Origin of the sequence: Sphingomonas sp., assembly GCF_017304615.1 — a bacterium.
In the GTDB taxonomy this organism is placed as follows: domain Bacteria; phylum Pseudomonadota; class Alphaproteobacteria; order Sphingomonadales; family Sphingomonadaceae; genus Sphingomonas.
Genome location: NZ_JAFKLZ010000001.1, coordinates 403,638 through 425,651, shown reverse-complemented (window position 1 = coordinate 425,651; position 22,014 = coordinate 403,638). Strand labels below are relative to the sequence as shown.

General features: G+C 67.0%; 24 protein-coding genes and 1 pseudogene. 6 read left to right on the top strand and 19 right to left on the bottom strand.

From position 1 onward, the window contains the following. Window positions 1–108: 108 nt before the first annotated feature. From murG to J0J06_RS02075, 13 genes are all read right to left on the bottom strand, one after another. Window positions 109–1,272: an undecaprenyldiphospho-muramoylpentapeptide beta-N-acetylglucosaminyltransferase gene (gene murG, locus J0J06_RS02135; protein WP_294039711.1), complete on the bottom strand. Its 1,164-nt coding sequence runs from the start codon at window positions 1,270–1,272 to the stop codon at window positions 109–111. Further along, window positions 1,269–2,489 (bottom strand): putative peptidoglycan glycosyltransferase FtsW, encoded by a 1,221-nt coding sequence (locus J0J06_RS02130; protein WP_294039710.1) that lies wholly within the window; start codon window positions 2,487–2,489, stop codon window positions 1,269–1,271. Before J0J06_RS02130 ends, murG begins: the two co-directional genes overlap by 4 nt. Continuing rightward, on the bottom strand, window positions 2,486–3,766 hold the full coding sequence (gene murD, locus J0J06_RS02125; protein ID WP_294039709.1) for a UDP-N-acetylmuramoyl-L-alanine--D-glutamate ligase: 1,281 nt from the start codon (window positions 3,764–3,766) through the stop codon (window positions 2,486–2,488). The genes J0J06_RS02130 and murD overlap by 4 nt, the downstream gene beginning before the upstream one ends. Before the next feature lie 109 nt (window positions 3,767–3,875). After that, a complete protein-coding gene (gene mraY, locus J0J06_RS02120; protein ID WP_294039708.1) occupies window positions 3,876–4,955 on the bottom strand; it encodes a phospho-N-acetylmuramoyl-pentapeptide-transferase in 1,080 nt (359 codons plus the stop codon). A gap of 5 nt (window positions 4,956–4,960) precedes the next feature. Continuing rightward, window positions 4,961–6,331 (bottom strand): UDP-N-acetylmuramoyl-tripeptide--D-alanyl-D-alanine ligase, encoded by a 1,371-nt coding sequence (murF, locus tag J0J06_RS02115; protein ID WP_294039707.1) that lies wholly within the window; start codon window positions 6,329–6,331, stop codon window positions 4,961–4,963. Then, window positions 6,328–7,746 (bottom strand): UDP-N-acetylmuramoyl-L-alanyl-D-glutamate--2,6-diaminopimelate ligase, encoded by a 1,419-nt coding sequence (locus J0J06_RS02110; RefSeq protein WP_294039706.1) that lies wholly within the window; start codon window positions 7,744–7,746, stop codon window positions 6,328–6,330. Before J0J06_RS02110 ends, murF begins: the two co-directional genes overlap by 4 nt. Continuing rightward, entirely contained in the window at window positions 7,743–9,476 is a 1,734-nt protein-coding gene (locus J0J06_RS02105; RefSeq protein WP_294039705.1) for a penicillin-binding protein 2, read from the bottom strand. Before J0J06_RS02105 ends, J0J06_RS02110 begins: the two co-directional genes overlap by 4 nt. Beyond that, entirely contained in the window at window positions 9,473–10,039 is a 567-nt protein-coding gene (locus J0J06_RS02100) for a hypothetical protein (RefSeq protein WP_294039704.1), read from the bottom strand. Before J0J06_RS02100 ends, J0J06_RS02105 begins: the two co-directional genes overlap by 4 nt. Continuing rightward, window positions 10,039–10,980 (bottom strand): 16S rRNA (cytosine(1402)-N(4))-methyltransferase RsmH, encoded by a 942-nt coding sequence (gene rsmH / locus J0J06_RS02095; RefSeq protein ID WP_294039703.1) that lies wholly within the window; start codon window positions 10,978–10,980, stop codon window positions 10,039–10,041. Before rsmH ends, J0J06_RS02100 begins: the two co-directional genes overlap by 1 nt. Further along, complete coding sequence (locus J0J06_RS02090) at window positions 10,977–11,477, bottom strand: division/cell wall cluster transcriptional repressor MraZ (RefSeq protein WP_294039702.1); 501 nt, start codon at window positions 11,475–11,477, stop codon at window positions 10,977–10,979. The genes rsmH and J0J06_RS02090 overlap by 4 nt, the downstream gene beginning before the upstream one ends. A 341-nt stretch (window positions 11,478–11,818) precedes the next feature. Next, complete coding sequence (locus J0J06_RS02085; RefSeq protein ID WP_294039701.1) at window positions 11,819–12,097, bottom strand: hypothetical protein; 279 nt, start codon at window positions 12,095–12,097, stop codon at window positions 11,819–11,821. 65 nt (window positions 12,098–12,162) lie between these two features. Beyond that, complete coding sequence (locus tag J0J06_RS02080) at window positions 12,163–13,137, bottom strand: cysteine synthase A (RefSeq protein WP_294039700.1); 975 nt, start codon at window positions 13,135–13,137, stop codon at window positions 12,163–12,165. Window positions 13,138–13,200: 63 nt separating this feature from the next. After that, a complete protein-coding gene (locus J0J06_RS02075; RefSeq protein WP_294039699.1) occupies window positions 13,201–13,464 on the bottom strand; it encodes a hypothetical protein in 264 nt (87 codons plus the stop codon). Window positions 13,465–13,550: 86 nt separating this feature from the next. Here J0J06_RS02075 and J0J06_RS02070 point away from each other — a divergent pair, with 86 nt between their 5' ends. Then, window positions 13,551–14,048 carry a DNA-deoxyinosine glycosylase gene (locus tag J0J06_RS02070; protein ID WP_294039698.1) on the top strand — a complete coding sequence of 166 codons (498 nt, stop codon included), beginning with the start codon at window positions 13,551–13,553 and terminating at the stop codon, window positions 14,046–14,048. On the opposite strand, the gene J0J06_RS02065 is transcribed toward J0J06_RS02070, so the two are convergent. After that, window positions 14,023–14,169 carry a hypothetical protein gene (locus J0J06_RS02065; protein WP_294039697.1) on the bottom strand — a complete coding sequence of 49 codons (147 nt, stop codon included), beginning with the start codon at window positions 14,167–14,169 and terminating at the stop codon, window positions 14,023–14,025. The two genes, J0J06_RS02070 and J0J06_RS02065, sit on opposite strands and share 26 nt — an antisense overlap. Before the next feature lie 173 nt (window positions 14,170–14,342). Between J0J06_RS02065 and J0J06_RS02060 the strand changes: the two genes are divergently transcribed. The 3 genes from J0J06_RS02060 (at window position 14,343) to aat (ending at window position 16,393) form a co-directional block, all read left to right on the top strand. Further along, a complete protein-coding gene (locus J0J06_RS02060) occupies window positions 14,343–14,741 on the top strand; it encodes a hypothetical protein (RefSeq protein WP_294039696.1) in 399 nt (132 codons plus the stop codon). A 73-nt stretch (window positions 14,742–14,814) separates the two neighbouring features. Beyond that, on the top strand, window positions 14,815–15,537 hold the full coding sequence (locus tag J0J06_RS02055) for an AAA family ATPase (protein ID WP_294039695.1): 723 nt from the start codon (window positions 14,815–14,817) through the stop codon (window positions 15,535–15,537). A gap of 109 nt (window positions 15,538–15,646) precedes the next feature. Beyond that, entirely contained in the window at window positions 15,647–16,393 is a 747-nt protein-coding gene (gene aat, locus J0J06_RS02050) for a leucyl/phenylalanyl-tRNA--protein transferase (protein WP_294039694.1), read from the top strand. 35 nt (window positions 16,394–16,428) lie between these two features. On the opposite strand, the pseudogene J0J06_RS02045 reads toward aat, so the two are convergent. Together J0J06_RS02045 and J0J06_RS02040 are read right to left on the bottom strand one after the other, a co-directional pair. Continuing rightward, a pseudogene (locus tag J0J06_RS02045) lies at window positions 16,429–16,662 on the bottom strand (DUF2155 domain-containing protein); the annotation flags it as partial. A 215-nt stretch (window positions 16,663–16,877) separates the two neighbouring features. After that, the gene (locus J0J06_RS02040; protein ID WP_294039693.1) at window positions 16,878–17,270 is read right to left on the bottom strand and encodes an NADH:ubiquinone oxidoreductase subunit NDUFA12; all 393 of its coding nucleotides are present in this window, start codon (window positions 17,268–17,270) and stop codon (window positions 16,878–16,880) included. 262 nt (window positions 17,271–17,532) lie between these two features. On the opposite strand from J0J06_RS02040, the gene J0J06_RS02035 reads away from it, so the two are divergent. Continuing rightward, entirely contained in the window at window positions 17,533–18,339 is an 807-nt protein-coding gene (locus J0J06_RS02035) for a hypothetical protein (protein WP_294039692.1), read from the top strand. A 31-nt stretch (window positions 18,340–18,370) separates the two neighbouring features. Here the strand turns inward: J0J06_RS02035 and J0J06_RS02030 are convergent, their stop codons facing one another. From J0J06_RS02030 to J0J06_RS02020, 3 genes are all read right to left on the bottom strand, one after another. Then, window positions 18,371–18,859, bottom strand: coding sequence for a DUF192 domain-containing protein (locus J0J06_RS02030; protein WP_294039691.1), 489 nt, complete (start codon window positions 18,857–18,859; stop codon window positions 18,371–18,373). A gap of 4 nt (window positions 18,860–18,863) precedes the next feature. Further along, the gene (locus J0J06_RS02025) at window positions 18,864–19,424 is read right to left on the bottom strand and encodes a cold shock protein (RefSeq protein ID WP_294040802.1); all 561 of its coding nucleotides are present in this window, start codon (window positions 19,422–19,424) and stop codon (window positions 18,864–18,866) included. 116 nt (window positions 19,425–19,540) lie between these two features. Continuing rightward, window positions 19,541–20,071, bottom strand: a complete 531-nt coding sequence (locus J0J06_RS02020) for a RecX family transcriptional regulator (protein ID WP_294039690.1) — start codon at window positions 20,069–20,071, stop codon at window positions 19,541–19,543. Window positions 20,072–20,195: 124 nt separating this feature from the next. Between J0J06_RS02020 and J0J06_RS02015 the strand changes: the two genes are divergently transcribed. After that, window positions 20,196–21,959 (top strand): fatty acyl-AMP ligase, encoded by a 1,764-nt coding sequence (locus J0J06_RS02015; RefSeq protein WP_294039689.1) that lies wholly within the window; start codon window positions 20,196–20,198, stop codon window positions 21,957–21,959. Window positions 21,960–22,014 lie beyond the last annotated feature (55 nt).

Genomic DNA, 22,014 nt, shown 5'->3' with positions numbered 1-22,014 from the left:
CCTCTTGTGCTCCGGCGCAGGCCGGAGCGCTGGAAACTGGGCGGCACGCGACGAGGCCAATGCTCCGGCCTGCGCCGGAGCACGACCGTAGTGAAACGATGGCGCGGCTCATGCGTACGCCACCTTTCCGCCGCTGGGGAGTTCGGGTTGCGCAGCGCCGACCGGCATGTCGCCCGCCGGGTTGCTGATCCGCTCGACCAGGTCGGCCAGGTCGCGCGCCGCGTCGGGATGCCCGCACGACCGCGCGCGGGCAGCAGCGTTCTGCAGCGCTTCGGGGTCGAGGCCCAATTTCTGCATCTGCTTGGCGAGTTCGACCGGCGTGAAATGCTTCTGCGCGATCACGCGCGCGCCGCCCGCCTCGGCGATCTCGCGGGCATTGTCGGTCTGGTGATCGTCGGTAGCGGTCGGCAACGGCACCAGGATCGCGGGCCGCCCGGCGGCGGTCAGTTCGGCGATGGTCGAGGCGCCCGCCCGCGCAATCACCAGATGCGCCCACGCCAGATGCTCGGGCAGATCGGGCAGATAGGTCGCGAGATCAGCCGCAATCTGCAGCTCGGCATATTTGGCACGCGCCCGGTCGATGTCCTCGACTCGCGCCTGATGCGTCACTTGCAACCGGCGGCGGAACGTGACCGGCAGCATCGCGAGGCCATCGGGCACCACTTGGCTTAGCACGCTCGCGCCTTGGCTCCCGCCCGTCACCAGCACGCGGAAGATGCTGTCTTCCTCCAACATCGGATAGGGCCGGTCGCGCAAGGCGAGCACCTCGTCGCGCACCGGATTGCCCGTCAGCGTCACCTTGCCGCGAACCTTGTCCGCCAGCCGCGCGACCTTGCCATAGGAGGTCGCGATCGCATCGACCTTGCCCGCCACCAGCCGGTTGACCCGCCCCAGCACGGCGTTCTGCTCGTGCACCGCGGTCGGGATCTTGCGATTGAACGCCGCCAGCAGCGCGGGCAGCGCGGGATAGCCGCCGAAACCGATCACGGCGGCGGGATCGAGGTCCTTGTACAGCGCGATCGCCTGCGCGCGCCCCGCCATCATCGCCCGCCCCGCGCGTAACCAGCCGATCGGCCCGCCCTGCACCCGGCCGGCGGGCAGGACATGCGTCTCGACGCCTTCGAACAGGCCGGGAAAGCGCACGCCGCGCTCGTCGCTGATCAACGCGACGCGATGCCCGCGCCGCTTCAGTTCCTCGGCCAAGGCCGCCGCGGGGACCATATGTCCCCCGGTGCCGCCCGCGGCCAGCACGAACTGCCGCACTCTACTCATTCGCCGCTCCATTTCACGACATAGGGTGAGCGGCTCACAAACGGGTTCCGGCGCGTAAAGGCAAGCAGCAACCCCATCCCGACCGACAAAGCGATCATCGACGACCCGCCATAGCTGATGAACGGCATCGTCATCCCCTTGGACGGGGCGAGGCCGGTATTGACCGCCATCGAGATCAGCGCCTGCACCCCGAACTGGATCGCGAGGCCGGCGGCGGCGAGCATGCGGAAATCGTCCTGTTCGTCGAGCAGCTTGACGAACACCCGCACGACGATCGCGAGGAAGATGACCGCGACGATCGCGCAGGCGATCAGCCCGAACTCCTCGCCGATCACCGAGAAGATATAGTCGGTATGCGCCTCGGGCAGGCGGAACTTCATTTGCCCCCCGCCCGGCCCGGTGCCGAGCCAGCCCCCCGCGGTCAGCGTCGCACGTGCCGCATTGGTCTGGAAATGATCGGCGGCGTCGGTCGATCCCGGGAACAGGAACGCGTCGATCCGGGTGCGCGCGGTCGAATAGAACAGATAGGCGGCGGCGATCCCCGCCACCCCCGCGCCCGCCAGCGCCAGGATGAACTTGGGCGAAATGCCGGAAATCAGCAGCAACGCGACCCACACGATGCAGAATACCACGGTCTGCCCGAAATCGGGCTGCAGCATCAGCAGCGCGGCAGTCAGCGCGGTCAGCCCGCCCGTCAGCAGCGTCAGCACGGTGGTCGAAATCCCCTCCTTGCCCTTCATCGACAACAGCCAGGCGATCGCGACGATGAAACAGGGCTTGAGGAATTCGGACGGCTGGAACTGCGAAATGCCGACGCCCAGCCAGCGCCGCGCGCCGTTCACCGTCACCCCGACCAGCGGCACCAGCATCAGGCACACCAGAAACCCCGCGCACCCGATCAATGCGAGCCGCCGCGCGCGATCGGCCGGCAGCATCGACACGATCACCAGCACCGGCAACGAAACCCCGACCCAGCCGAGCTGCCGCCAGAAATAATAAAGCGGCGCCATCTTGTGCGTGGCGTCCGAATAACGCTGCGCCGTCGCTGGCGACGCCGCCGCTACCGCGACCAGCCCGATCGCGATCAGGAACAGTGTCAGGATCAACAGCATCCAGTCGATGTCCCAGAACCACGACCCCAAAGCCGATCGGTCCGCGCGCCCGCCGCGCCGCGCGACGCGAGCCAATACGCCGTCCTTTTGCGGCATGTCGTTCATGCCAGCGCCTCGACCAGACGGCGGAACGTGTCGCCACGATCCTCATAGTCCCTGAACTGGTCGAAGGACGCACAGGCCGGCGACAGCAATACCGTGTCGCCCGGCGCCGCCGCCGCGCGCGCCAGCTCCACGGCATCGGCCAGCGTGCCGGCATAGGTCGTCGGCATGTCGTTCGACAGCAGATCGCGGAACAGCATCCCCGCCTCGCCGATCGTGTACGCGGCGCGGACATGGCCGAACGCGGGGCGGCACGCGTCTAGATTGTCGGTCTTGGCCTGCCCGCCGCAAATCCAGTGGATGCGGTCGAACGCCGCCAGCGCCGGCGCGGTCGAATCCGGGTTGGTCGCCTTGCTGTCGTTGACGTACGCGACGCCGTCCACGACCCCTACTCGCTCCATCCGGTGCGGCAAGCCCGTGAAGCTTTCCAGCCCCGCGTCGATCGCCGCCTCCGGCACGCCCAGCGCCTGGCACGCGGTGATCGCTGCCAGCGCGTTCTGCGCATTGTGCGGCCCCTGTAGGCTAGGCCAGCGCGACTGGTCCATGCACACGCCGGGCGCGATCTTGTGGAGATGCTCGCCGCGCGCCGACAGCCCGCGCGCGATTTGCGCCGATGCCGCGTCGCCGATCCCGATCACCGCGTCGTGATCCTTTTCCTGCATCGCGAACAACCGCGCCTTCGACGCCGCATAGCCCTCGAACCCGTCATAGCGGTCGAGATGGTCGGGCGTGATGTTCAGCAGCACCGCGACGTCGCAATCCAGGCTGTGCGTCAGGTCGATCTGATAGCTGGATAGTTCGAGAACATAGACGCCACCGATCGGCAACGGCTCCTCGCCCTGGATCGGCAAACCGATATTTCCCCCCATCCGCGCCGGGATGCCCGCCGTCTCGACGATATGATGGATCAGCGCGGTGGTGGTCGACTTGCCGTTGGTCCCGGTGATCCCGACGACACGATGCGACGGCATGTATTCGCGGGCCTGCGCGAACAGCTCGATGTCGCCGATGACCGGGACGTCCGCCGCGCGCGCCTTGGCCGCGATCGGATGGCGGTTGAGCGGCACGCCCGGGGAGACAACGACGCCCGCGAAACCGGTGAGGTCAACCGTCGTCGGATCGGCGTAGCTCGCGCCTTCGATCGTCCGCTTGGCCTCGTCGCTGTCCCACGCAACGACCTCCGCCCCGCTCGCCAACAACGCACGCACCGTCGCCGCGCCCGAGCGCGCCAAGCCCAAGACCGCAAAGCGTTCGCCGCGCCAGGCGGGGCACGTGATCATGTGTCCGTGCTCGTGCGAAGGCAAGAGCCCAGGGTCGCAGGCGAAACCGCTTGCGGTTCTGGATCCCCGCCTGCGCGGGAATGCCGTTCGATCGATGCCCGCATCGCCCTCACCGCAGCTTGAGCGTCGACAGCCCGGCCAGCGCCAGCACCAGCGCGACGATCCAGAACCGGATCACGACCGTGCTCTCGGCCCAGCCGAGCTGTTCGAAATGGTGGTGGATCGGCGCCATCTTGAACACGCGCTTGCCGGTGCGCTTGTACCAGAACACCTGGATGATGACGCTCATCGCCTCGACCACGAACAGCCCGCCGATGATGCCGAGCACCAGTTCGTGGTGCGCCGTCACCGCGATCGTGCCGAGCGCGCCGCCCAGCGCCAGGCTGCCGGTGTCGCCCATGAACACGGCGGCCGGGGGCGCGTTGAACCACAGGAACGCAAGGCCGGCCCCGATCATCGCGCCGCAGAAGATCGCGAGATCACCGACGCGCGGGATGTGCGGGATGCCGAGATAGTCGGCGAACTTCACGTTGCCCGCCAGGTAGACGATGATCATCAGCGTCACGCTGGCGATGATCACCGGCATCGACGCCAGCCCGTCGAGCCCGTCGGTCAGGTTCACCGCATTGCCGAAGCCGACGATGGTGAACGCCGCGAACGCGACGTAGAACCAGCCGAGGTCGATGACGTGGCCGTTATAGAAGGGCACGTACAGCTCGGTGCCGTTGCTGACGTTGGTCTTCACGATGATCGCGCTGGCGATCCCGGCGATGATGAATTCGCCCAGCAGCCGCACCTTGCCGGATACCCCCGCCGTGCTCGCCTTCCTCACCTTGTCGTAATCGTCGAGGAACCCGATCGTCCCGAAGCCGAGCGTCACGAACAGACAGGCCCACACGTACGGGTTGCTCAGGTCCATCCACAATAGGATCGCCGCGGTCATGCTGGTCAGGATCATCAGCCCGCCCATCGTCGGCGTGCCGCGCTTGGCGAGGTGAGTCTGCGGTCCGTCGGTGCGGATCGGCTGCCCCTTGCCCTGCCGGATGCGCAGCCAGCCGATGAAGCGCGGTCCGATGATCAGGCCGATGAACAACGCCGTCGCCACCGCCGCCCCCACCCGGAACGTCTGATACCGGATCAGGTTGAGGCCGTGGGCGAACCCGAACTGCGCGGCGAGCCAATAGAGCATTGGTCCTATACCTTCCCGCCGCGCAAAGCCGCGACCAATGCGGACAATCCGACCCCGTTCGAACCCTTGATGAGGACCGCGTCACCCGCACGCAGCACCGCCGACAGGCGGTCGCGCGCGGTCGCGGCGTCGGGCACATGCAGGAGATCGACGTGCCCTTCAAGCGCCGTGGCGAGGGGCTTCATCGATTCGCCGACAAGGATGACCGTTTCGACGCCCGCGTCGCGTACCGGCCCGGCGAGATCGGCGTGATAGGCGTCAGATTTCTCGCCCAGTTCGCGCATCTCGCCGAGCACCGCGAGCTTGCGCCCTTCCTCTCCACCCAGCACGCTGAGCGTCGCGCGCATCGAGGCGGGGTTGGCGTTATAGGCTTCGTCGATCACCAGCGCCGTCCCCTCGCCGACCGGCACGGTGAAGCGGTCGCCGCGTCCCGCCAGCCCGCCCAGTTCGGCGAGCGCCAGCCCCGCCAGCGCCAGGTCGCCGCCGACCGCATCGACCGCCGCGAGCACCGCGAGCGAATTGCTCACCCAATGCTGGCCGGGCTGCGAAATCGTATAGCTCAGCTCGCGCTCACCCACCCGCGCCGTGACGAAGGTGCCGCCATTGCCCGCGCGGACCGCTTCGATCGCGGCGACGTCCGCGCCCTCACCCACGCCGAACGCCACGATCCTGGCGGCATAGGGTCGGGCATGACCGATCAGCCGGTCGCAATGCGGGCTGTCATACGGAATGATCGCGACGCCGCCCGGCTCGAGGCCCCGGAAGATCTCCCCCTTGGCGTCGGCAATCGCGCTTTCGTCAGGAAAGAACGCCGCGTGCGCCGGGGCGATCGCCGTCACGATCGCGACGTGCGGGCGGACGAGCGTCGTCAGATGCGCAAGTTCGCCCGCATGGTTCATGCCCATCTCGAACACGCCGTAATCGGCCTCGGCGGGCATCCGCGACAGGCTGAGCGGCACGCCGGTGTGATTGTTGTACGACTTGACCGATCGATGCGCCGACTTGCTCGGCGACCGGTCGAGCGCGGCGAACAGCGCTTCCTTGGTTCCCGTCTTCCCCGCCGACCCGGTGACGCCGATGATCCGCGCATCGGTCCGCGCGCGCGACGCCCTGGCCAGCGCCTCCAGCCCCGCGAACGTGTCCGCGACCCGCACATTGGGATGCCCGCTCGGCTGGCTGACCAGCGCGCCCGCCGCGCCGCGTTCGAACGCCTGGTCGAGGAAACGGTGACCGTCGGTGCTCTCGCCGGTCAGCGCGATGAACAGGTCGCCCGGACCCACTTCCCGCGAATCGAACGTGACTCCAGAAACGTCGAACGCCGCCGAAGCGGCGCCGCCGGTTGCCTCGGCGATGGCGGCGGAGGACCACAGGCTCATGTCGCCGCCGCCTCCCGCGCGACCGTCACGTCGTCGAACGGCAGCACCAGGTCGCCGACGATCTGGCCCTGTTCGTGCCCCTTGCCCGCGATCAGCACGATGTCCTCCGGTCCAGCGATCGCCACCGCCTCGCCGATCGCCCGCCTTCGGTCCCCGATCTCGGTGGCGTCGGGCGCACCCTTCAGCACTTCGGCGCGGATCGCCGCCGGTTCTTCGCTGCGTGGATTGTCGTCGGTCACGATCACCATGTCGCCATATCGCGCGGCGATCTCCCCCATCAACTCGCGCTTGCCGTGATCGCGGTCGCCTCCTGCGCCGAATACGACGATCAGACGTCCGGCGGTGTGCGGCTTCAGCGCGGCGATGGCGGCTTCGAGCGCGTCGGGCGTGTGCGCGTAATCCACGTACACCGGCGCGCCCGCACGATTGATCACCGCCCGCTCCAGCCGCCCGCGCACTGGCTGCAGCCGCGACAGGTTCTGGATCGTCTGCGCGACGTCGCCGCCGGTCGCGATCACCAGCCCCGCCGCGACCAGCGCGTTCGCCGCCTGATACGCACCGATCAGCGGCAGGTTGACCTTATGAACTTGCCCCTCGGCCTCGATCGTCAAGCCTTGCCCCAGCAAGGTCGGATCGCGCCCGACCAGCTTGAGCGTCCCGCCGCGCTCGCCGACGGTGACGATCCTCTGCCGCCGTGCATGCGCCAGATCGACGACGCGCGCTGCTTGCGGGTCGTCGGCCCACACCACCGCCGTCCCGTCGGCGTCGAGCACTTCGGAAAACAGCCGCAGCTTGGCGGTCAGATAGTTCGCCATGTCGCCATGATAATCGAGATGATCGCGACTGAGGTTGGTGAAGGCGGCCGCGTTCACCGTCAGCCCTTCGGTGCGATACTGCGACAGGCCGTGGCTCGACGCTTCGAACGCCACATGCGTCACGCCCTCGCGCGCCAGCCCGGCGACGTTCGACAGGAAGGTCACGACATCGGGCGTGGTCAGCCCGGTCGACACGCTGTCGTCGGAGGTCGTCACGCCCAGTGTCCCGATCGACGCCGCGTGGAACCCCGCCATCCGCCACAATTGCCGAGTCATCTCGACGGTCGACGTCTTGCCGTTGGTGCCAGTCACCGCGACCGCCGTTTCCGGGAACGGCGCGAAGAATTGCGCGGCCAAGTGCGCGAAGGCCTGGCGCGGATTGTCGGCGGCGATGTGGAACGCGCCCTCGACGCTCACGCCCGACCGCGCGACCACCGCGATCGCCCCCGCCGCGACCGCCGCCGGGATGAAATCCTCGCCGTTGACCTTCGCCCCTTCGAACGCGCCGAAGATCGTGCCCGGCGCGACTTTCCGGTGGTCGATCGCGAAGCCGGTGACGCTGGCGTCGCCGCCGCCCGACACCAGCCCGCCAAGTTTCATTCGGGATCCGCCACGGGTTGTGCGATCTTTTCCCCGGGACGATGCCAGATCAGCGCCATCAGGTCGTCGACCCGAATGTCGCGCCCGGCGTCCGGCACCACGCCCAGCATCGGCCCGGCGCGCAGGATGAATCGGCTGACAACCGGGGCAGCGGTATAGGCGGCGGTGTTGACCGCACCATTGGGCGAGTCGAGCATCACGATCACCACATAGCGCGGCGCATCCATCGGGAAAGCCGCCGCGAACGTCGAGACGTTGGCTTTCTTTGAATATCCCCCGCCGGTCGCGACCTCCGCCGTCCCGGTCTTGCCGCCGACGCGGAAGCCGGTAGCGTCGGCCTTCTTGCCCGTGCCCTGCAAGACGACGAGGCGGAGCAGCTGGCGCATGCGGTCGCTGGTCGATTGGCTGATCACGCGGCGGCCGGGCACGGCCTGACCGGGCTGCACCTTCATCAGCGTCGCCGGGTGCCAGACGCCACCATTGACCAACGCGGCATAGGCGGCGGCGAGGTGCAGCGGAGTCACCGCGACGCCATGCCCATAGGCCGAGGTCATCGTCGTGATCCGGCTGAATTTCTGCGGGAACAACGTCCGCCCCCGCGCCGGCAGCTCGAACGGCATCGGCTGGTCGAACCCCATCGCGCGGAACATCGCCGACAGCCGGTCGCCACCCAGTTCGTCGGCGATCCGTGCGGTCGCGATGTTGGACGAATAGATCAGCGTCTCCGGGATATTGAGCCAGCGATTCTGCTCGTCCCCGCGATCGTCGTGGATCAGGAAGCGGTCGATCGCGAGCGGCTTCGTCGCGTCGAACCGCCGCGCCATCGACGTCACGGTGCCGGAGTCGATCGCCGCCGCGACCGTTATCGGCTTGAAGGTCGAACCGAGTTCGTAGGCGGCAGTCGTCACGCGGTTGAAGAACGGCCCCGGTATTTCGCGCCCCTCGGGCGTGCGCTGCGGCGCGGGCGCGGCGCCGGGGTTGTTGGGGTTGAAGGTCGGGAACGACGCCAGCGCCATGATCTCGCCGGTGCGCACGTCGAGCACGACGCCCGCCCCGCCCTTCGCCTTCAACGCGACGACTTGCTGGCCGAGTTCGTTTTCCAGCGCCGACTGCGCGCGCAGGTCGATCGACAGCGCGACGGGCTGACCGCTCTTGCTCGGATCGGTCAGCCGCGCGTCGAGCGCGCGCTCCATCCCGCTCGCGCCCTTACCGCCCATGTCGAGGAAGCCGAGTACCGGCGCCGCGAGTTCGGACTGCGGATAGAGCCGCTGCGGCTCGCGTTCGAACACGATCGCCGGTTCGCCGATCGCATTGACTTCGGTCACGAGCGAGGCCGACGCATCGCGCTCGATATAGGCGAAGCGATTGCCGGCGAGCTGCGCGTAGACCTTGTTTTCGTCGAGGCCGAGGATGCCGGCCAGCCGCTGCGCGATGTCGCGCTTGTCGCCCAGTATCTGTTCGGGATGCACGCCGATCGCCCAGGCGTCGATCGTCCGCGCGAGCGGCGCGCCGTTGCGGTCGACGATGTCGCCCCGTGCCACGCGCTTCACCGTCGTGGCGGAGGCGGGACCAGTGAACACGGCGAAAAAAGCAAGCTTGGTCAGCACGATGCCCACGGCGAAGCCGTAGAGCAGCATCATGATCATCAGCCTTTTCTGCGCGGTCGCGCGGGACAGGCCGCGATCGTCGGTCAGGCGGCGCGGCGACAATGGCCGCGCGATCGTCGTCATTGGCGGCCGCCCTCCGCATCGACGCGGCGCATCAGGTCGCCGAGCGAGGAACCGCCCATGATCCGGCGGTCGAGCATCGCCACCTGCTCGCGCGGCTTGGCGGCGGCGAGCCGCGGCTTGGCCGCCACGGCGTCGGCGAGCACGGCCTTGGCCGGCTTGGCGGTGGGCTTGGCGGGCAAGCTGGTCGTGACCGAGGCGGGCATCGTCTCGATCGTCGCGACCGGCGCGCTCGGGATCACCGCGGCGGCGGTCTGGACCTGCGGCTGCTCGCCGCGGCCCAGCATCGCGAGCTGCGCGTCGTCGCGGACATATTGCGCGGCGGTCGGCGCCGACAGCTTCAGCGTGTCGCCGTTCCAGCGCTGCAACTGCGCGAGGTTGGACCGCGTGTCGAACTCGGTTTCCAGCGCGCGGATGTCGCGCTGCGTGCGATTGATCGCGCGCTCGACCTCGGCGAGCTTGTTGCGCTCCGCGGCGACTTGCGACGACATCAGATAGCAACCCAGGACCACGCCCACGCAGAGCACGAACCACCCAAACCAGCGAAACCGCGTCACCACCACCATCACGCTTCTCCCGCCCAGGGCGCCGCAGCCGTCCGATGCGCCACCCGTAAAGTTGCCGACCGCGCGCGAGGATTCGCCGCGATCTCTCCCTCGTCGGCGCGCACCGCACGCCCTACTTTCTCGAAACTCGGCGCCGCTTGCGCCGCGCTCGGCGGCAAATGCCGCGACCCCGCCGGCGTCGATCCGCTGCGCTCCCGGAAGAAGCGCTTGACCAGCCGGTCCTCCAACGAATGGAACGTTACCACCGCCAGCCGCCCGCCGGGCTTGAGCACGCGCTCGGCGGCGGCGAGGCCGTCCGACAGCTCGCCCAGCTCGCGGTTGATATGGATGCGGACCGCCTGGAAGGTCCGCGTCGCCGGGTCCTTCTTGTCGTGCGGCTTGTGGCCCAGCGCCTTCCGCACGACGCTCGCGAGTTGCCCCGTCGTCGTCAGCGGCCGCGCCGCGACGATCGCGCGCGCGATGCGGCGGCTCTTGGGCTCGTCGCCATATTGGTAGATCACGTCGGCGATCTGCTCCTCGGGCGCGGTGTTGAGGAAATCCGCCGCGCTTTCGCCCGACTGGCTCATCCGCATGTCGAGCGGGCCGTCGGCCTGGAACGAGAAGCCGCGCTCCGCCTGGTCGAGCTGCATCGACGACACGCCGATGTCCATCACCACGCCTTCGACCGGCGTCGCGTCGCGCGCGTCGAGTTCGCTCTCCATCGCGGAGAACGGGGCCTCGATCAAAGTGAAGCGATCGCTGGCGGCCAAGAGGGGCTGGCCGCCAGCGATCGCAGCCGGATCGCGATCGAACGCGAACACGGAAGCGCCGGCGGCAAGCAATGCTCGCGTATAGCCGCCGGCGCCGAAAGTGGCGTCGACATGGCGCTCGCCCGGGGTGGGGAGGAGCGCGTCGATCACCGCATCGAGGAGCACGGGAACATGAGGGGTGGGCGTGCTCACATCAGGCCCTTTTCTTCGAGCGCGCCGCGGCACGCATCTTTCATCACTTCCGGCGCGTGAGGGTCGGCCAGCAGCGTTTCGGGGTCCCAGATTTCGAAATAATGGATCGATCCATAGAAGAAGGCGTGCTTGGTGATGTTCGCCTTGCGCTTGTGCCAGCCGACCAGCACGCAACGGCCGGTCGAATCGAACCCGATCGTCTCGCCCCCGCCCGACAGGCGCCGCAGCTGGCTGTCGTCGGGATCGCCATTCTCGTCGAGCCGGTCGAGCGACGCCTTGGTCGCACGCGCAATCTCTTCCTCGAACCGCGCCTGATCGTAGCCGACCAGGCAATTGTATTTGTGGTGGACGTTGATGCGGACTGTCGCGCCGCCCTTCAGCGTTTCCGGGTCGCTGTTGGCGATGATGGCGTCGCGGAACTTGGCCGGGATGGAGACGCGCGACTTGTCATCGACAAGCTGCAACGCCGTTCCCGTATAGATGCCGCGTCCCGCCACCCTTTTAGCCCCAACCCAAACACGCGCGCCTTCCCCGGCGCGGAAGCGGCCATCGCCGCCGCCGTCGCGACTCGAATCAACGGGTAAGAACGCCCCTCTTGCTGCCCCAAGGGGTATCAAGGGACGGCATGGGATACAATGGGTTTTGTTGGGGATTTGTGGGTTTTTACTAACCCTGACTCACTAAGTCACTCTAACTACGCAAAAAGATTCTCGGGGATGATCCCTGCGACCGGCAGGGATCGACAGCCGCAACGGTGCGAAAATGGCGGATTTGCGTGCGGTGGCGCGCAGGGTGGAGGAATTTCCCATGACCGGCCCAATCGCTCGGCCGCGGGCGCTCACGGTTTCGCCGGAGTCGGGGATGCCGCCGGGGCGACGCCGATCTCTGCAAGCGGCTCGGTGGTCGGCGCCGCATTGGGGGCGGCGCTGTTCGATACGGTTAGGTTGGCGGCAACGTCGGCTTTGGGCGCGCCGGCCGCCACGCCGGGCTGCTCGCGGCTGACGATGCTGAAGATCGTCGCCGCCAGTCCGATGAGGAGCAGCACGGAGGCCAGGCCAATCACCCCGACCTTCACGCGCTGCATCGTTTGTATTGAATCGCGAACCACTATTTTCATGTGTGATATTTATGTAACGTAATTTTACATCCTTGTCGACCTTGCGGGCGGAACGGTCCGTCGCATCACGCGGGAACCAGCCCCTTCGCCGCCAGCCACTCCCCATTGTAGAGGGTCGAAAGATAGCGGAATCCCGTGTCGCACAGGATCGTCGCGACTCGGCTACCCGGTCCCAATTGCTTCGCCAGCAGTACCGCCCCCGCCACGTTGATCCCCGACGACAGGCCCAGGCACAGCCCCTCCTCGTCGAGCAGCCGTCGGACCCAATGATACCCCTCCGCGTCCGAAATGCGGAATTGCGTGTCGATCGGCGCGCCTTCCAGATTGGCGGTGATCCGCCCCTGCCCGATCCCTTCCGCGACCGACGACCCTTCGCTGCGCAATTCGCCGCAGGCATAATAGTCATAGAGCGCCGCGCCGTGCGGGTCGCTGAGCGCGATCGTCACGCCCTCGTCCTTCGCCTTCAGCCCCAGCCCGACCCCGGCCAGCGTGCCCCCGGTCCCGACCGAACAGGTGAACCCGTCGATCCGCCCATCCATCTGCTCCCAGATTTCTTCCGCCGTGCCGACGATATGCGCCTTGCGGTTGGCGATATTGTCGAACTGGTTCGCCCAGATCGCGTTGGGCGTTTCCTCGGCGATCCGCCGGCTGGTGTGAACGAAATGCCCGGGGTTCGAATAAGGCGCGGCGGGCACGAGCACGAGTTCGGCGCCGAGCGCGCGCAGCGTGTCCATCTTCTCGCGGCTCTGCGTCTCGGGCATGACGATGATCGTCCGGTAGCCCTTGGCGTTGGCGACCAGCGCGAGGCCGATCCCGGTATTCCCCGCCGTCCCCTCGACGATCGTCCCGCCGGGCTGGATCAATCCGCGCTCCTCGGCATCGGCCACGATGAACAGCGCCGCGCGATCCTTCACGGACGCGCCGGGATTGGCGAACTCGCACTTGCCGTAGATCTCGGCCCCCGCCGCCTCGCTGGGCTCCTTGAGCCGGACGAGCGGGGTATGGCCGATGAGCGACAGCGTGTCGGGAGTGATGGGCATGGCCGCTAGATGGCCCGCGCCGCGGCGCGGGGCAAGCGAGCGAAGCTTTGCCGGGCCAAAGCCCTACATCGCGTCGTGCGAGGTGGTCCCGCTGTCGCCGGTCGCGGCGTCCACCGCATCGGTCGCGGCGTCGGCGGCGTTCGACGCTGTGTCGGTGGCTTCGACGGTTGGCGTCGGCGTGGGAGTCGGGGTCGCGATATTGGCGACGACTTCGCCCACCGCCGTCGTCTTGACCGAGCCGGTGGAATTCTCGCCGACGGCGTCCGCGCCGCCGCCGCATCCCGCCAGCACCAGCAAGCCCGCGCTCGCCCAGACCGTCCGCCGCATCGCACCCTCCCGCCGTTGACCGCCGCACCATAGCGCCCGCGCCGCGCGGCTCAACAACTGCCTGCTTCCGCGCTAGGCCGTCTCCCGTGACGATCAAGCGATCCTTCGCCCCGGTGGCCGATGCCCGCACGCGCCTGTTGATCTGCGGCAGCTTGCCCGGCGACGCCAGCCTCGCGGCGGGGCGCTATTACGCGCATCCGCAAAACCAGTTCTGGCGGCTGCTGTCGCCCGCCGCCGGCGTGGACTTGGCGGCGCTCGATTACGACGCGCGGCTGGCGGCGCTGATCGCGGCGCGGATCGGATTGTGGGATGTCGTCGCCAGCGCGACTCGCGCCGGAAGCACCGACGCCGCGATCCGCGATCATGCCGCGAACGATCTGCCCGCGCTCGCCGCGACCCTGCCGGATTTGCGCGCGATCGCGTTCAACGGCGGCGCAGCATGGAAACTGGGGTCGCGCCAGATGGCCGGGATCGATCGCTATGCGCTGATCCCCTTGCCCTCCAGCAGCCCGCTCCACACCGTCGGCATCGCGGCGAAGCAGGCGGCATGGTCCGCGCTTATTTCTTTCCTGTCAGCGCCTTGAACACCTCGCGCGGCCCCGCCGACAGCGACGCCGCGATGATGAACCCCACCGCCAGCGGCAGGATCGCCATCGTCAGGATGGGATTCGAAAAGGACGGTTTCCGGGGCGGTTCGGTGGCCATGCCGGCGCCTTAGCATGAATCCCGCCAGGATCGCCATGTCCGGCGAATCGGGCGCGTCGGCCGCGACGCCGCGTCCGATCGCCGCTTCGAACCCCAATTAAGTGTCGTAAATTGTTGCGGTGCGGAACAGTTGCTTGACCTGAGGCGTTCTGTGGGCAAATCGCTGGAGTGCTATGAAGACCCCCATCCTCCCCGCCGCCGCCGTCGCGCTTCTCGCGCTTTCGGCTTGTCAGTCCAAAACCGAAACGACGACCACGGTCTCGAACGACACCACGGTCGAGAACACGACCACCGTCGCGACGACGCCGATCGAGCTGCCGCCGGCGATCAAGACCGAAGGGTCGTATCGCTGCCATGGCGACAACAGCCTGGTGAAGGTCACCTTCTTCGAAGCGAAGAAGGACGGCTCGCTGAGCGCTTCGGTCGCGTCGCCCGCCGACGCGTCGCCTGTCACGCTGAGCGGCGCGGCCGGCCAGCCAATGACCGCCGAGGGCGGCTGGGTGCTGTCGGGCAACGACAAGTCGTTTGACCTTACGCAGCCGGGCAAGCCCAAGCAGAACTGCAGCAAGTAACTCATTTCGGCACGGCCCGCAGCGATGCGGGCCGTTGCTTCACTTGCCCCGAACGGGCACGCTGCGCCGCGTCATGGCGACCATCGCGATCTACAGCCTGAAGGGCGGCGTCGGAAAGACGACGCTGGCGGTGAATCTCGCCTGGGCCGCGGCGTCGCTGTCGTCGCGCCGCACCCTGCTCTGGGATCTCGACCCCCAGGCGGCGAGCACCTTCCTGCTGACGAGCAAGAAGGCGAAAGGCGACGCCCTGTCGATCTTTTCGAAGGACGCCGCACCCGAAAAGCTGATCCGCGCGACCGCGACCCCGCGGCTCGACCTGATCCCCGCCGACGCGTCGCTGCGCGACCTCGACTTGCTGTTCCACCAGATCGACCGCAAGAAGCGCCTCGCGAAACTGCTCGACGGGCTGGCGAAGGAGTATGACCGCATCCTGCTCGACTGCCCGCCCGGCCTGACCGAAACCAACAAGCAGGCGATGCGCGCCGCCGACCTGATCGTCGTGCCGGTCATCCCCTCCCCGCTGTCGCAACGCGCGTTCGAGGAGCTGATCGGCTATCTCGGCACGACCAAGCGCGTGCTGCCGGTCCACGTCATGGTCGACCGCCGCCGCCGCCTCCATACCGACAGCGTCGCGGCGAACCCCGGCTGGCCCGCCATCCCGATGGCAAGTGCGATCGAACAGATGAGCGTGCAGCGCGCGCCGGTCGGCGAATTCGCCGCCCGCTCCCTCGCCGCCGACGCCTTTGCCGGGCTGTGGCGAGAGGTCGAGCAATGGCTGTCGGTCCCGGCGCGGTGAGGGCCGCTCGCCCCAACCTGTGCTCCGGCGCAGGCCGGAGCGTTGGCGATAGAGCTCGCCTAGTGTTGCCAGCGCTCCGGCCTGCGCCGGAGCACGGAAGCGAAACGCGGTGAAGCATCTGCCCGAACCCTCCTACGACATCCTCGACCCCAACCTCGTGCTCGGCGCCTATGCGGTGGGCGTGTTCCCGATGGCCGATGCGCGCGACGCCGCCGGGGTCTATTGGGTCGAGCCGCGCAAGCGCGCGATCCTCCCGCTCGACGGCTTCCATTTGTCGCGCTCGCTGAGGAAAACGATCGCGTCGGACCGCTTCCGCGTCACCGCCGACGCAGCGTTCGAGGAGGTCATCGCGCTCTGCGCCGAAAGCGCCGACGACCGTCCCGAGACCTGGATCAACGCGACGATCGAGCATGCCTTCACCAACCTCCATTTCCGCGGCTACGCCCATTCGGTCGAATGCTGGGACGGCGACGCGCTGGTCGGCGGCTTGTACGGCCTCGCGCTCGGCCGCGCCTTCTTCGGCGAATCGATGGTCAGCCGCGCGACCGACGCGTCGAAGGTCGCGCTCGCCTGGCTCGTCGCGCGGCTGAAGGCCGGCGGGTTCACCCTGCTCGACTGCCAGTTCATGACCCCGCACCTCGCCACGCTGGGCGCGGTGGAGATCAGCCGCGGCGATTACATCGCGTTGCTGGGCGGCGCGATCGAGGGTTCGCTCGGTGCTGCGGCGGAGTCGTCCGCCCCGCCATCGGGCGATTTCGGCGCACTCGACTTGCCCTTGGTCTCGGTCGGCGCGGTCACGGTGTCGGGGCCGCTGGCCGGGAAGGACATCGTGCAGCTCTTGACCCACACGTCATAGACCGGGTCGCGCACGACGTTCAGGTTCGGGCGTTCCTTGTAGAGCCAGCCCGAATGCACCCGCTTCCACGATCCGTCGGTCTGCGCGATGTCGAGCTGGACGAACGCGCCGGTATAATGCTCGGCCTCCCACGGCGCGGTCTGTTCGCACGCGCGCAGCCGGACGATGGCGTTGCCGACTCGCGCCGCCTGGCCGGGCTTCAGCGTCAGGTCGCGCGCCTGGCCGTTGCGCTTGTTGAGCAGGCCGAGCACGGCGACGCGGTCCTTCATCGGCGTCGTGCCTGCTTGCGGGTTGCTGGGATCGCCCGACACGTCGACCGTCTCCACCCCGCCCGCGACATCGGCTTCGTCGAGCGCCGTCGCGGGAGCGGACGCCACGGCGACCGGCGCCTTCGCCTGTTGCCCCTGATACCAGTTATACCCGGCCCAGCCCGCCGCTCCCGCGCCAGCCAGTGCAGCGACGACGCCGACCACGCGGCGCCAGTTCATGCGTCGGGCGTCCAGGCTTCGTAATCGCCGGTCGCGGGCGCGCGCTTGCCGCCCTTTTCCAGCGCGCCGGGCGGGCGATAGGCGAGCGCGGTGCCGGTCATGTTGGGCACCGCCGGTTTCTCCCAGCGCCGCTGCGGCGGCAACGCGCGGTCGGGCACGTCGTCGATCTGATGGTGCAGCCAGCTGAACCAGTCGGGCGGCACGCGGCTGGCGTCGTTCGCGCCGGCATAGACGCACCAGCGGCGCGGATTGCCGTTCGTGTCCCTGCCGCCCTGGTAATAGACGTTGCCGAGCGCGTCCTCGCCGACGCGTTCCTTGCCGATCAGCCCGACCGCCGTGCCCCAACTGATGCCGTTCCACCAGGTGAAGGGATTGAGATTGATGCCCATGGCCGAGCGATTAGCGGGCGGGCGGAGCGAGGGCAAGCGAATGGGGGACTGGCAGCCAGTTAACCGGACTGGCGATCCCATCGGGATTGTGCATCCGAAAGTAGGCTTGATTGCGCCAGCGCTGCAAAGCAAAATTGTTGCCAATTTACTGCGGATTGAGGAGATTCCCTTAGCGGCGAACAATCATATGGCAGGTTGTCGACGAACTGGCTGACGTCATTTGGGGGTAATCATCGTTGTGCGATCAGGTAGTTTATCAGCGATGAAACGCTGGATCCGGAAGATGCGAATTTTGGTTGTGGCCCGACGTCACCGACGGACTCGAAAAGTCATCGCCAATGCACGTTTTCTTTCCCGGCAGTCCGGCGCCAAAGATAAAGTCGAGCTGCTTCCTGATTGGGCCGCTGTGCACGAGGCCCGACGAGCGACCGTAATTGCAGGCATCTCATCTGTCTTGAGCATTGCCGTAATCATCACGGCTTTTGCCGTGCCATATCTACAGCAACATATTCAAGATAAGGAAAATTGGCGTGATCGAGCATTACAGCGTCTTCAATTGATCGGTATGCTATCGATTACATACAATACTCAACTGGAGGGGCGGCAAGACATGCAGACGATGGGCACCGCCGCCCTACGTAGACCCAAGCCGCATTCGCAACAATATTATGAGATCCGCGATGGGGCGATGTTAAGTAAAAAGAAATATCAAAATGATATAGAATATTTAAATGTCGAGTTTAACATAGAAAAGTCCGACATTATAGCTAGAACTTTTTATCAGACTATGTATGATATATATCAGGATAATATCACATATAACGAATTTATTCTAAGACTTATCGATGAGAATCCAAATTTCCCGCAGGGCCTAGCGGTGAGAGAAATAGATGGCATGCAGAGCGTAATAGAAGACAAACTTCGACAAGCTCGACTATTAATCGACCTTAACAAGGATAAAGTATACAACTATTCCGTACCATGCGGAAAAGAACCATCTGAGTATGACTGCCAGAGGGAATTGGAGAAAATTGACTTAAGCAATACGATATTACCGGATCGTCTTTGATAATGAGAGGCCATAGGGGTCCAATCAAAATCTATTTCGCCCAGCTAACCTTGTCCCCTTCGGCGATGCCCAGCGCCGCCGCGCGGCCGCCCTTGATCTCCAGCACCGCGGCCACCGGTTCGCCCGACGACAGCGGGGTTTCGTCGTACGGCACGGCATCCGCCGCGATGTGCGCGATCGTGCCGTCGGCGCGGATGAAGATGATGTCGAGCGCGCTAGGCGTGTTCTTCATCCAGAAATTCGCCTCGCGCGGCGGGCCGTTGGGGGGATAGGGCCAGAACAGCATCCCGTTGCTGTCGGTCAGGTCGGTGCGGAACATCAGGCCCCGCTCCTGCTCCGCCGCGGTAGTCGCGCGGTCGACCTGGAAGGTGTGGGCGCCCGTCTTGCTCGTGATCGTCACCGCGATCGTGCGCGCCGCCGTCGCGCTGTTGCCCGTATCATTGCCGGCAGCGTCGCCCGTCGCGCACCCCGCGGGCAGCACGCACAGCGCCAGCGGCAACAGCAATCCGCGAAACTTCATGCGATCATTCGTCCCGGTCGACCGCGACCGCCAGCGGACCCTTGCGCCCGTTGACGATCCGCGCGCGCATCCGCTGGTCCGGCTCGACTTCGTGAAATCCGGCGCGGCGCAGCGTTTCCATATGGACGAATATATCGCTCGAATCCGATCCGCGCACCAGGAAACCATAGCCTTTCAACCGATTGAACCACTTTACGGAGACGGATTCGAACTCGCCGGCCTGGGCGAGCATCGCCATCGGATCGACACGCTCGCCCTCGCTCCGCAGGCGCGGCGGCGGCTCCACGGCGGAGGACAGGTCGATCGACAATATCTCGGTCGCCTGCAGCCCGCGCTGGCGCAGCACCGCGCGGCATTCGATCCGCGCGCCCTCGGGCAGGCTGCGCCGCCCGTGCGGCTGGAGCACAGAGAAGTGGATCAGGACGTCGCCCGCCTGATTGTCGTCGACCAGAAAGCCGAACCCGCGAGTCACGTCGAACCATTTGATGACGCCGGTATAAAGTGCCTCTTCGGCCGGCGCGGGTGACGCGACGGTCGTTTCCGACGGCTGCAGCGGCCGTTCCATGTGATCCGGCTGCGGTTCGACGCGCACACTTACCCCCTGAACAGCTATGTCTATCACGTTCGGCGCAAAATCCAAAAGATTCGCGGCCGATCGTTTCGGTCCCGTTTTGATCCAGATCAAGTGTACAGATCGCCGGGATCGTCCCCCGGCGTCATGGCGGCAATCCGCCTGGCGAGCGCGGGCGCGTGCCCGGCGCGCAGCATTGCCCCGATATGCTTCTCGCGAAGCTCGCGATCGGCGATTGCCGCGGCGAAAGGCCCGATCCGCTTGCGCCGGGCAAACGCGATCGCCGCCTCGACCGCGCGCTCCTCGATGCCCGGCGCGATCGCCTCGGCATCCTCGCCTCTTACCCCCGCATGGTGCAGCGCCCCCGCCACGCGCCGCGCGCCCAGCCCGCGCCGCGCCATCGCGTTCGCCTTCGCCTCGCCATAGGCGCGGTCGTCGATATAGCCGAGTTCGGCGAACCGCTCGGCGATCCCTGCGGGGTCTGCGCCCTCGCCTTCCCAGCCGCGTTCGCGTATCTTCCGCTTCAGATAGTCGGTCAGCCGGGCGCGGGTCGTCGCGAAACGCTCGACATACCGCAACGCCAGCCGCTCAAGCGCCGGACGGTCGAGCGGCGGGGCGGAAGGACGAGGAAGCCGAGGCATGTCGCCATGTTTGTGCCACACTGATTGCCGATTCTAAACACGTGCTATTGGCAGGGGGTCTACCAATGGCATGGTTACAGCCCGCGTAGATGGGCAGGACGTAGAACATGGGCGCGACAAACGCATGACAATGGACACGACTGACGCAGTGATGGAACGACCGGCCGGGCTTAGCCCCACCCCGAGCGACGACTCGCTGCCCCGCCGCTACGCCGACTTCGCGACGCTGGGCGAGGCCCTGGATTATGCCGCGCAAGGCACCAAGGGTCTCAATTTCCATGATCCGCGCGGGACGCTGGTGCGGCCCTATCCGTTTTCCGAACTGCGCGAGGACGCGCTGGCGATGGCCCGCCGCCTGATCGCCGCGGGCGTGAAGCCGCAGGATCGCATCGCCCTGATCGCGGAGACAGGCACCGATTTCGCGGCCCTGTTCTTCGGCGTGGTCTATGCCGGCGCCTGGCCGGTACCGCTGCCGCTGCCGACCAGCTTCGGCGGTGCGCAAAGCTATATCGACCAGTTGTCGGTTCAGCTGAACAGCTGCGACCCGACGATGCTGATCTACCCGCCCGAAATCGGCGCGATGTGCGCGGAAGCGGCGAAGAATTGCGGCGTCGAGGGGATCGACTGGGCCGAATTCGGCCAGCGCGCCGCACCCGACGCGACCCTGCCCCAGGCCAAGACCGGCGACGTCGCGTATCTGCAATATTCCAGCGGATCGACTCGCTTCCCGCACGGCGTCGCGATCACCCACGCCGCGCTCCTGTCCAACCTCGCGGCGCATTCGATCGGCATGAACGTCGGCGACGGCGACCGCTGCGTGTCGTGGCTCCCCTGGTATCACGACATGGGGCTGGTCGGCTGCTTCCTGTCGATCGTCGCCAACCAGGTCTCGACCGACTATCTCAAGACCGAGGATTTCGCGCGCCGTCCGCTCGCCTGGCTCGACCTGATCAGCCGCAATCCGGGCACCACGCTCAGCTATTCGCCCACCTTCGGCTACGACATCTGCGCGCGCCGCATCGGCAGCCAGAGCCATGTCGCCGACCGCTTCGACCTGTCGCGCTGGCGTGTCGCGGGCAACGGCGCCGACATGATCCGCCCCGACGTGATGCAGTCGTTCGTCGACGCCTTCGCCGATGCCGGGTTCAAGGCCAGCGCCTTCCTGCCCAGCTACGGTCTCGCCGAAGCGACGCTCGCCGTTTCGATCATGCCACCCGGCGAGGGCATCCGCGTCGAACTCGTTGAGGAAACACAGCTTTCCGGTCAGGAAGGCCGCCGCGACCGGCCCCAGCGCTACCGCGCCATCGTCAATTGCGGCAAGCCCGCGCGCGACATGCGGATCGAGATTCGCGAGGAGGACGGCACCCCGCTCCCCGACCGCGCGATCGGCAAGGTGTGGTGCGCCGGACCGTCGCTGATGGTCGGCTATTTCCGCGACCCCGAAGCGACCGCCGCGTGCATGAAGGACGGCTGGCTCGACACCGGCGACATGGGCTACATGTCGGACGGCTACATCTACATCGTCGGCCGCGCCAAGGACATGATCATCGTCAACGGCCGCAACCACTGGCCGCAGGACATCGAATGGGCGGTCGAGCAGCTGCCGGGCTTCAAGGCCGGCGACATCGCCGCCTTCGCGATCACCGCGCCGGGCGGCGAGGAGACCCCCGCGGTGCTGGTCCAGTGCCGCACCACCGACGAGGCCGAACGGCTCCGCCTGCGCGACGAAATCCGCGAGCGCGTGCGGTCGGTGACCGGCATGAACTGCGTGATCGAACTCATCCCGCCGCGCACCCTGCCCCGCACCAGCTCGGGCAAGCTCAGCCGGGCCAAGGCGCGCAACCTCTACCTCGCCGGCGAGATCAAGCCCTACGCGATCGCGGCGTGATTCGAACGGCTTAGCCGCCGGGCGCGGTAAATCGGGTGATCGAAGGGTCGAGCCG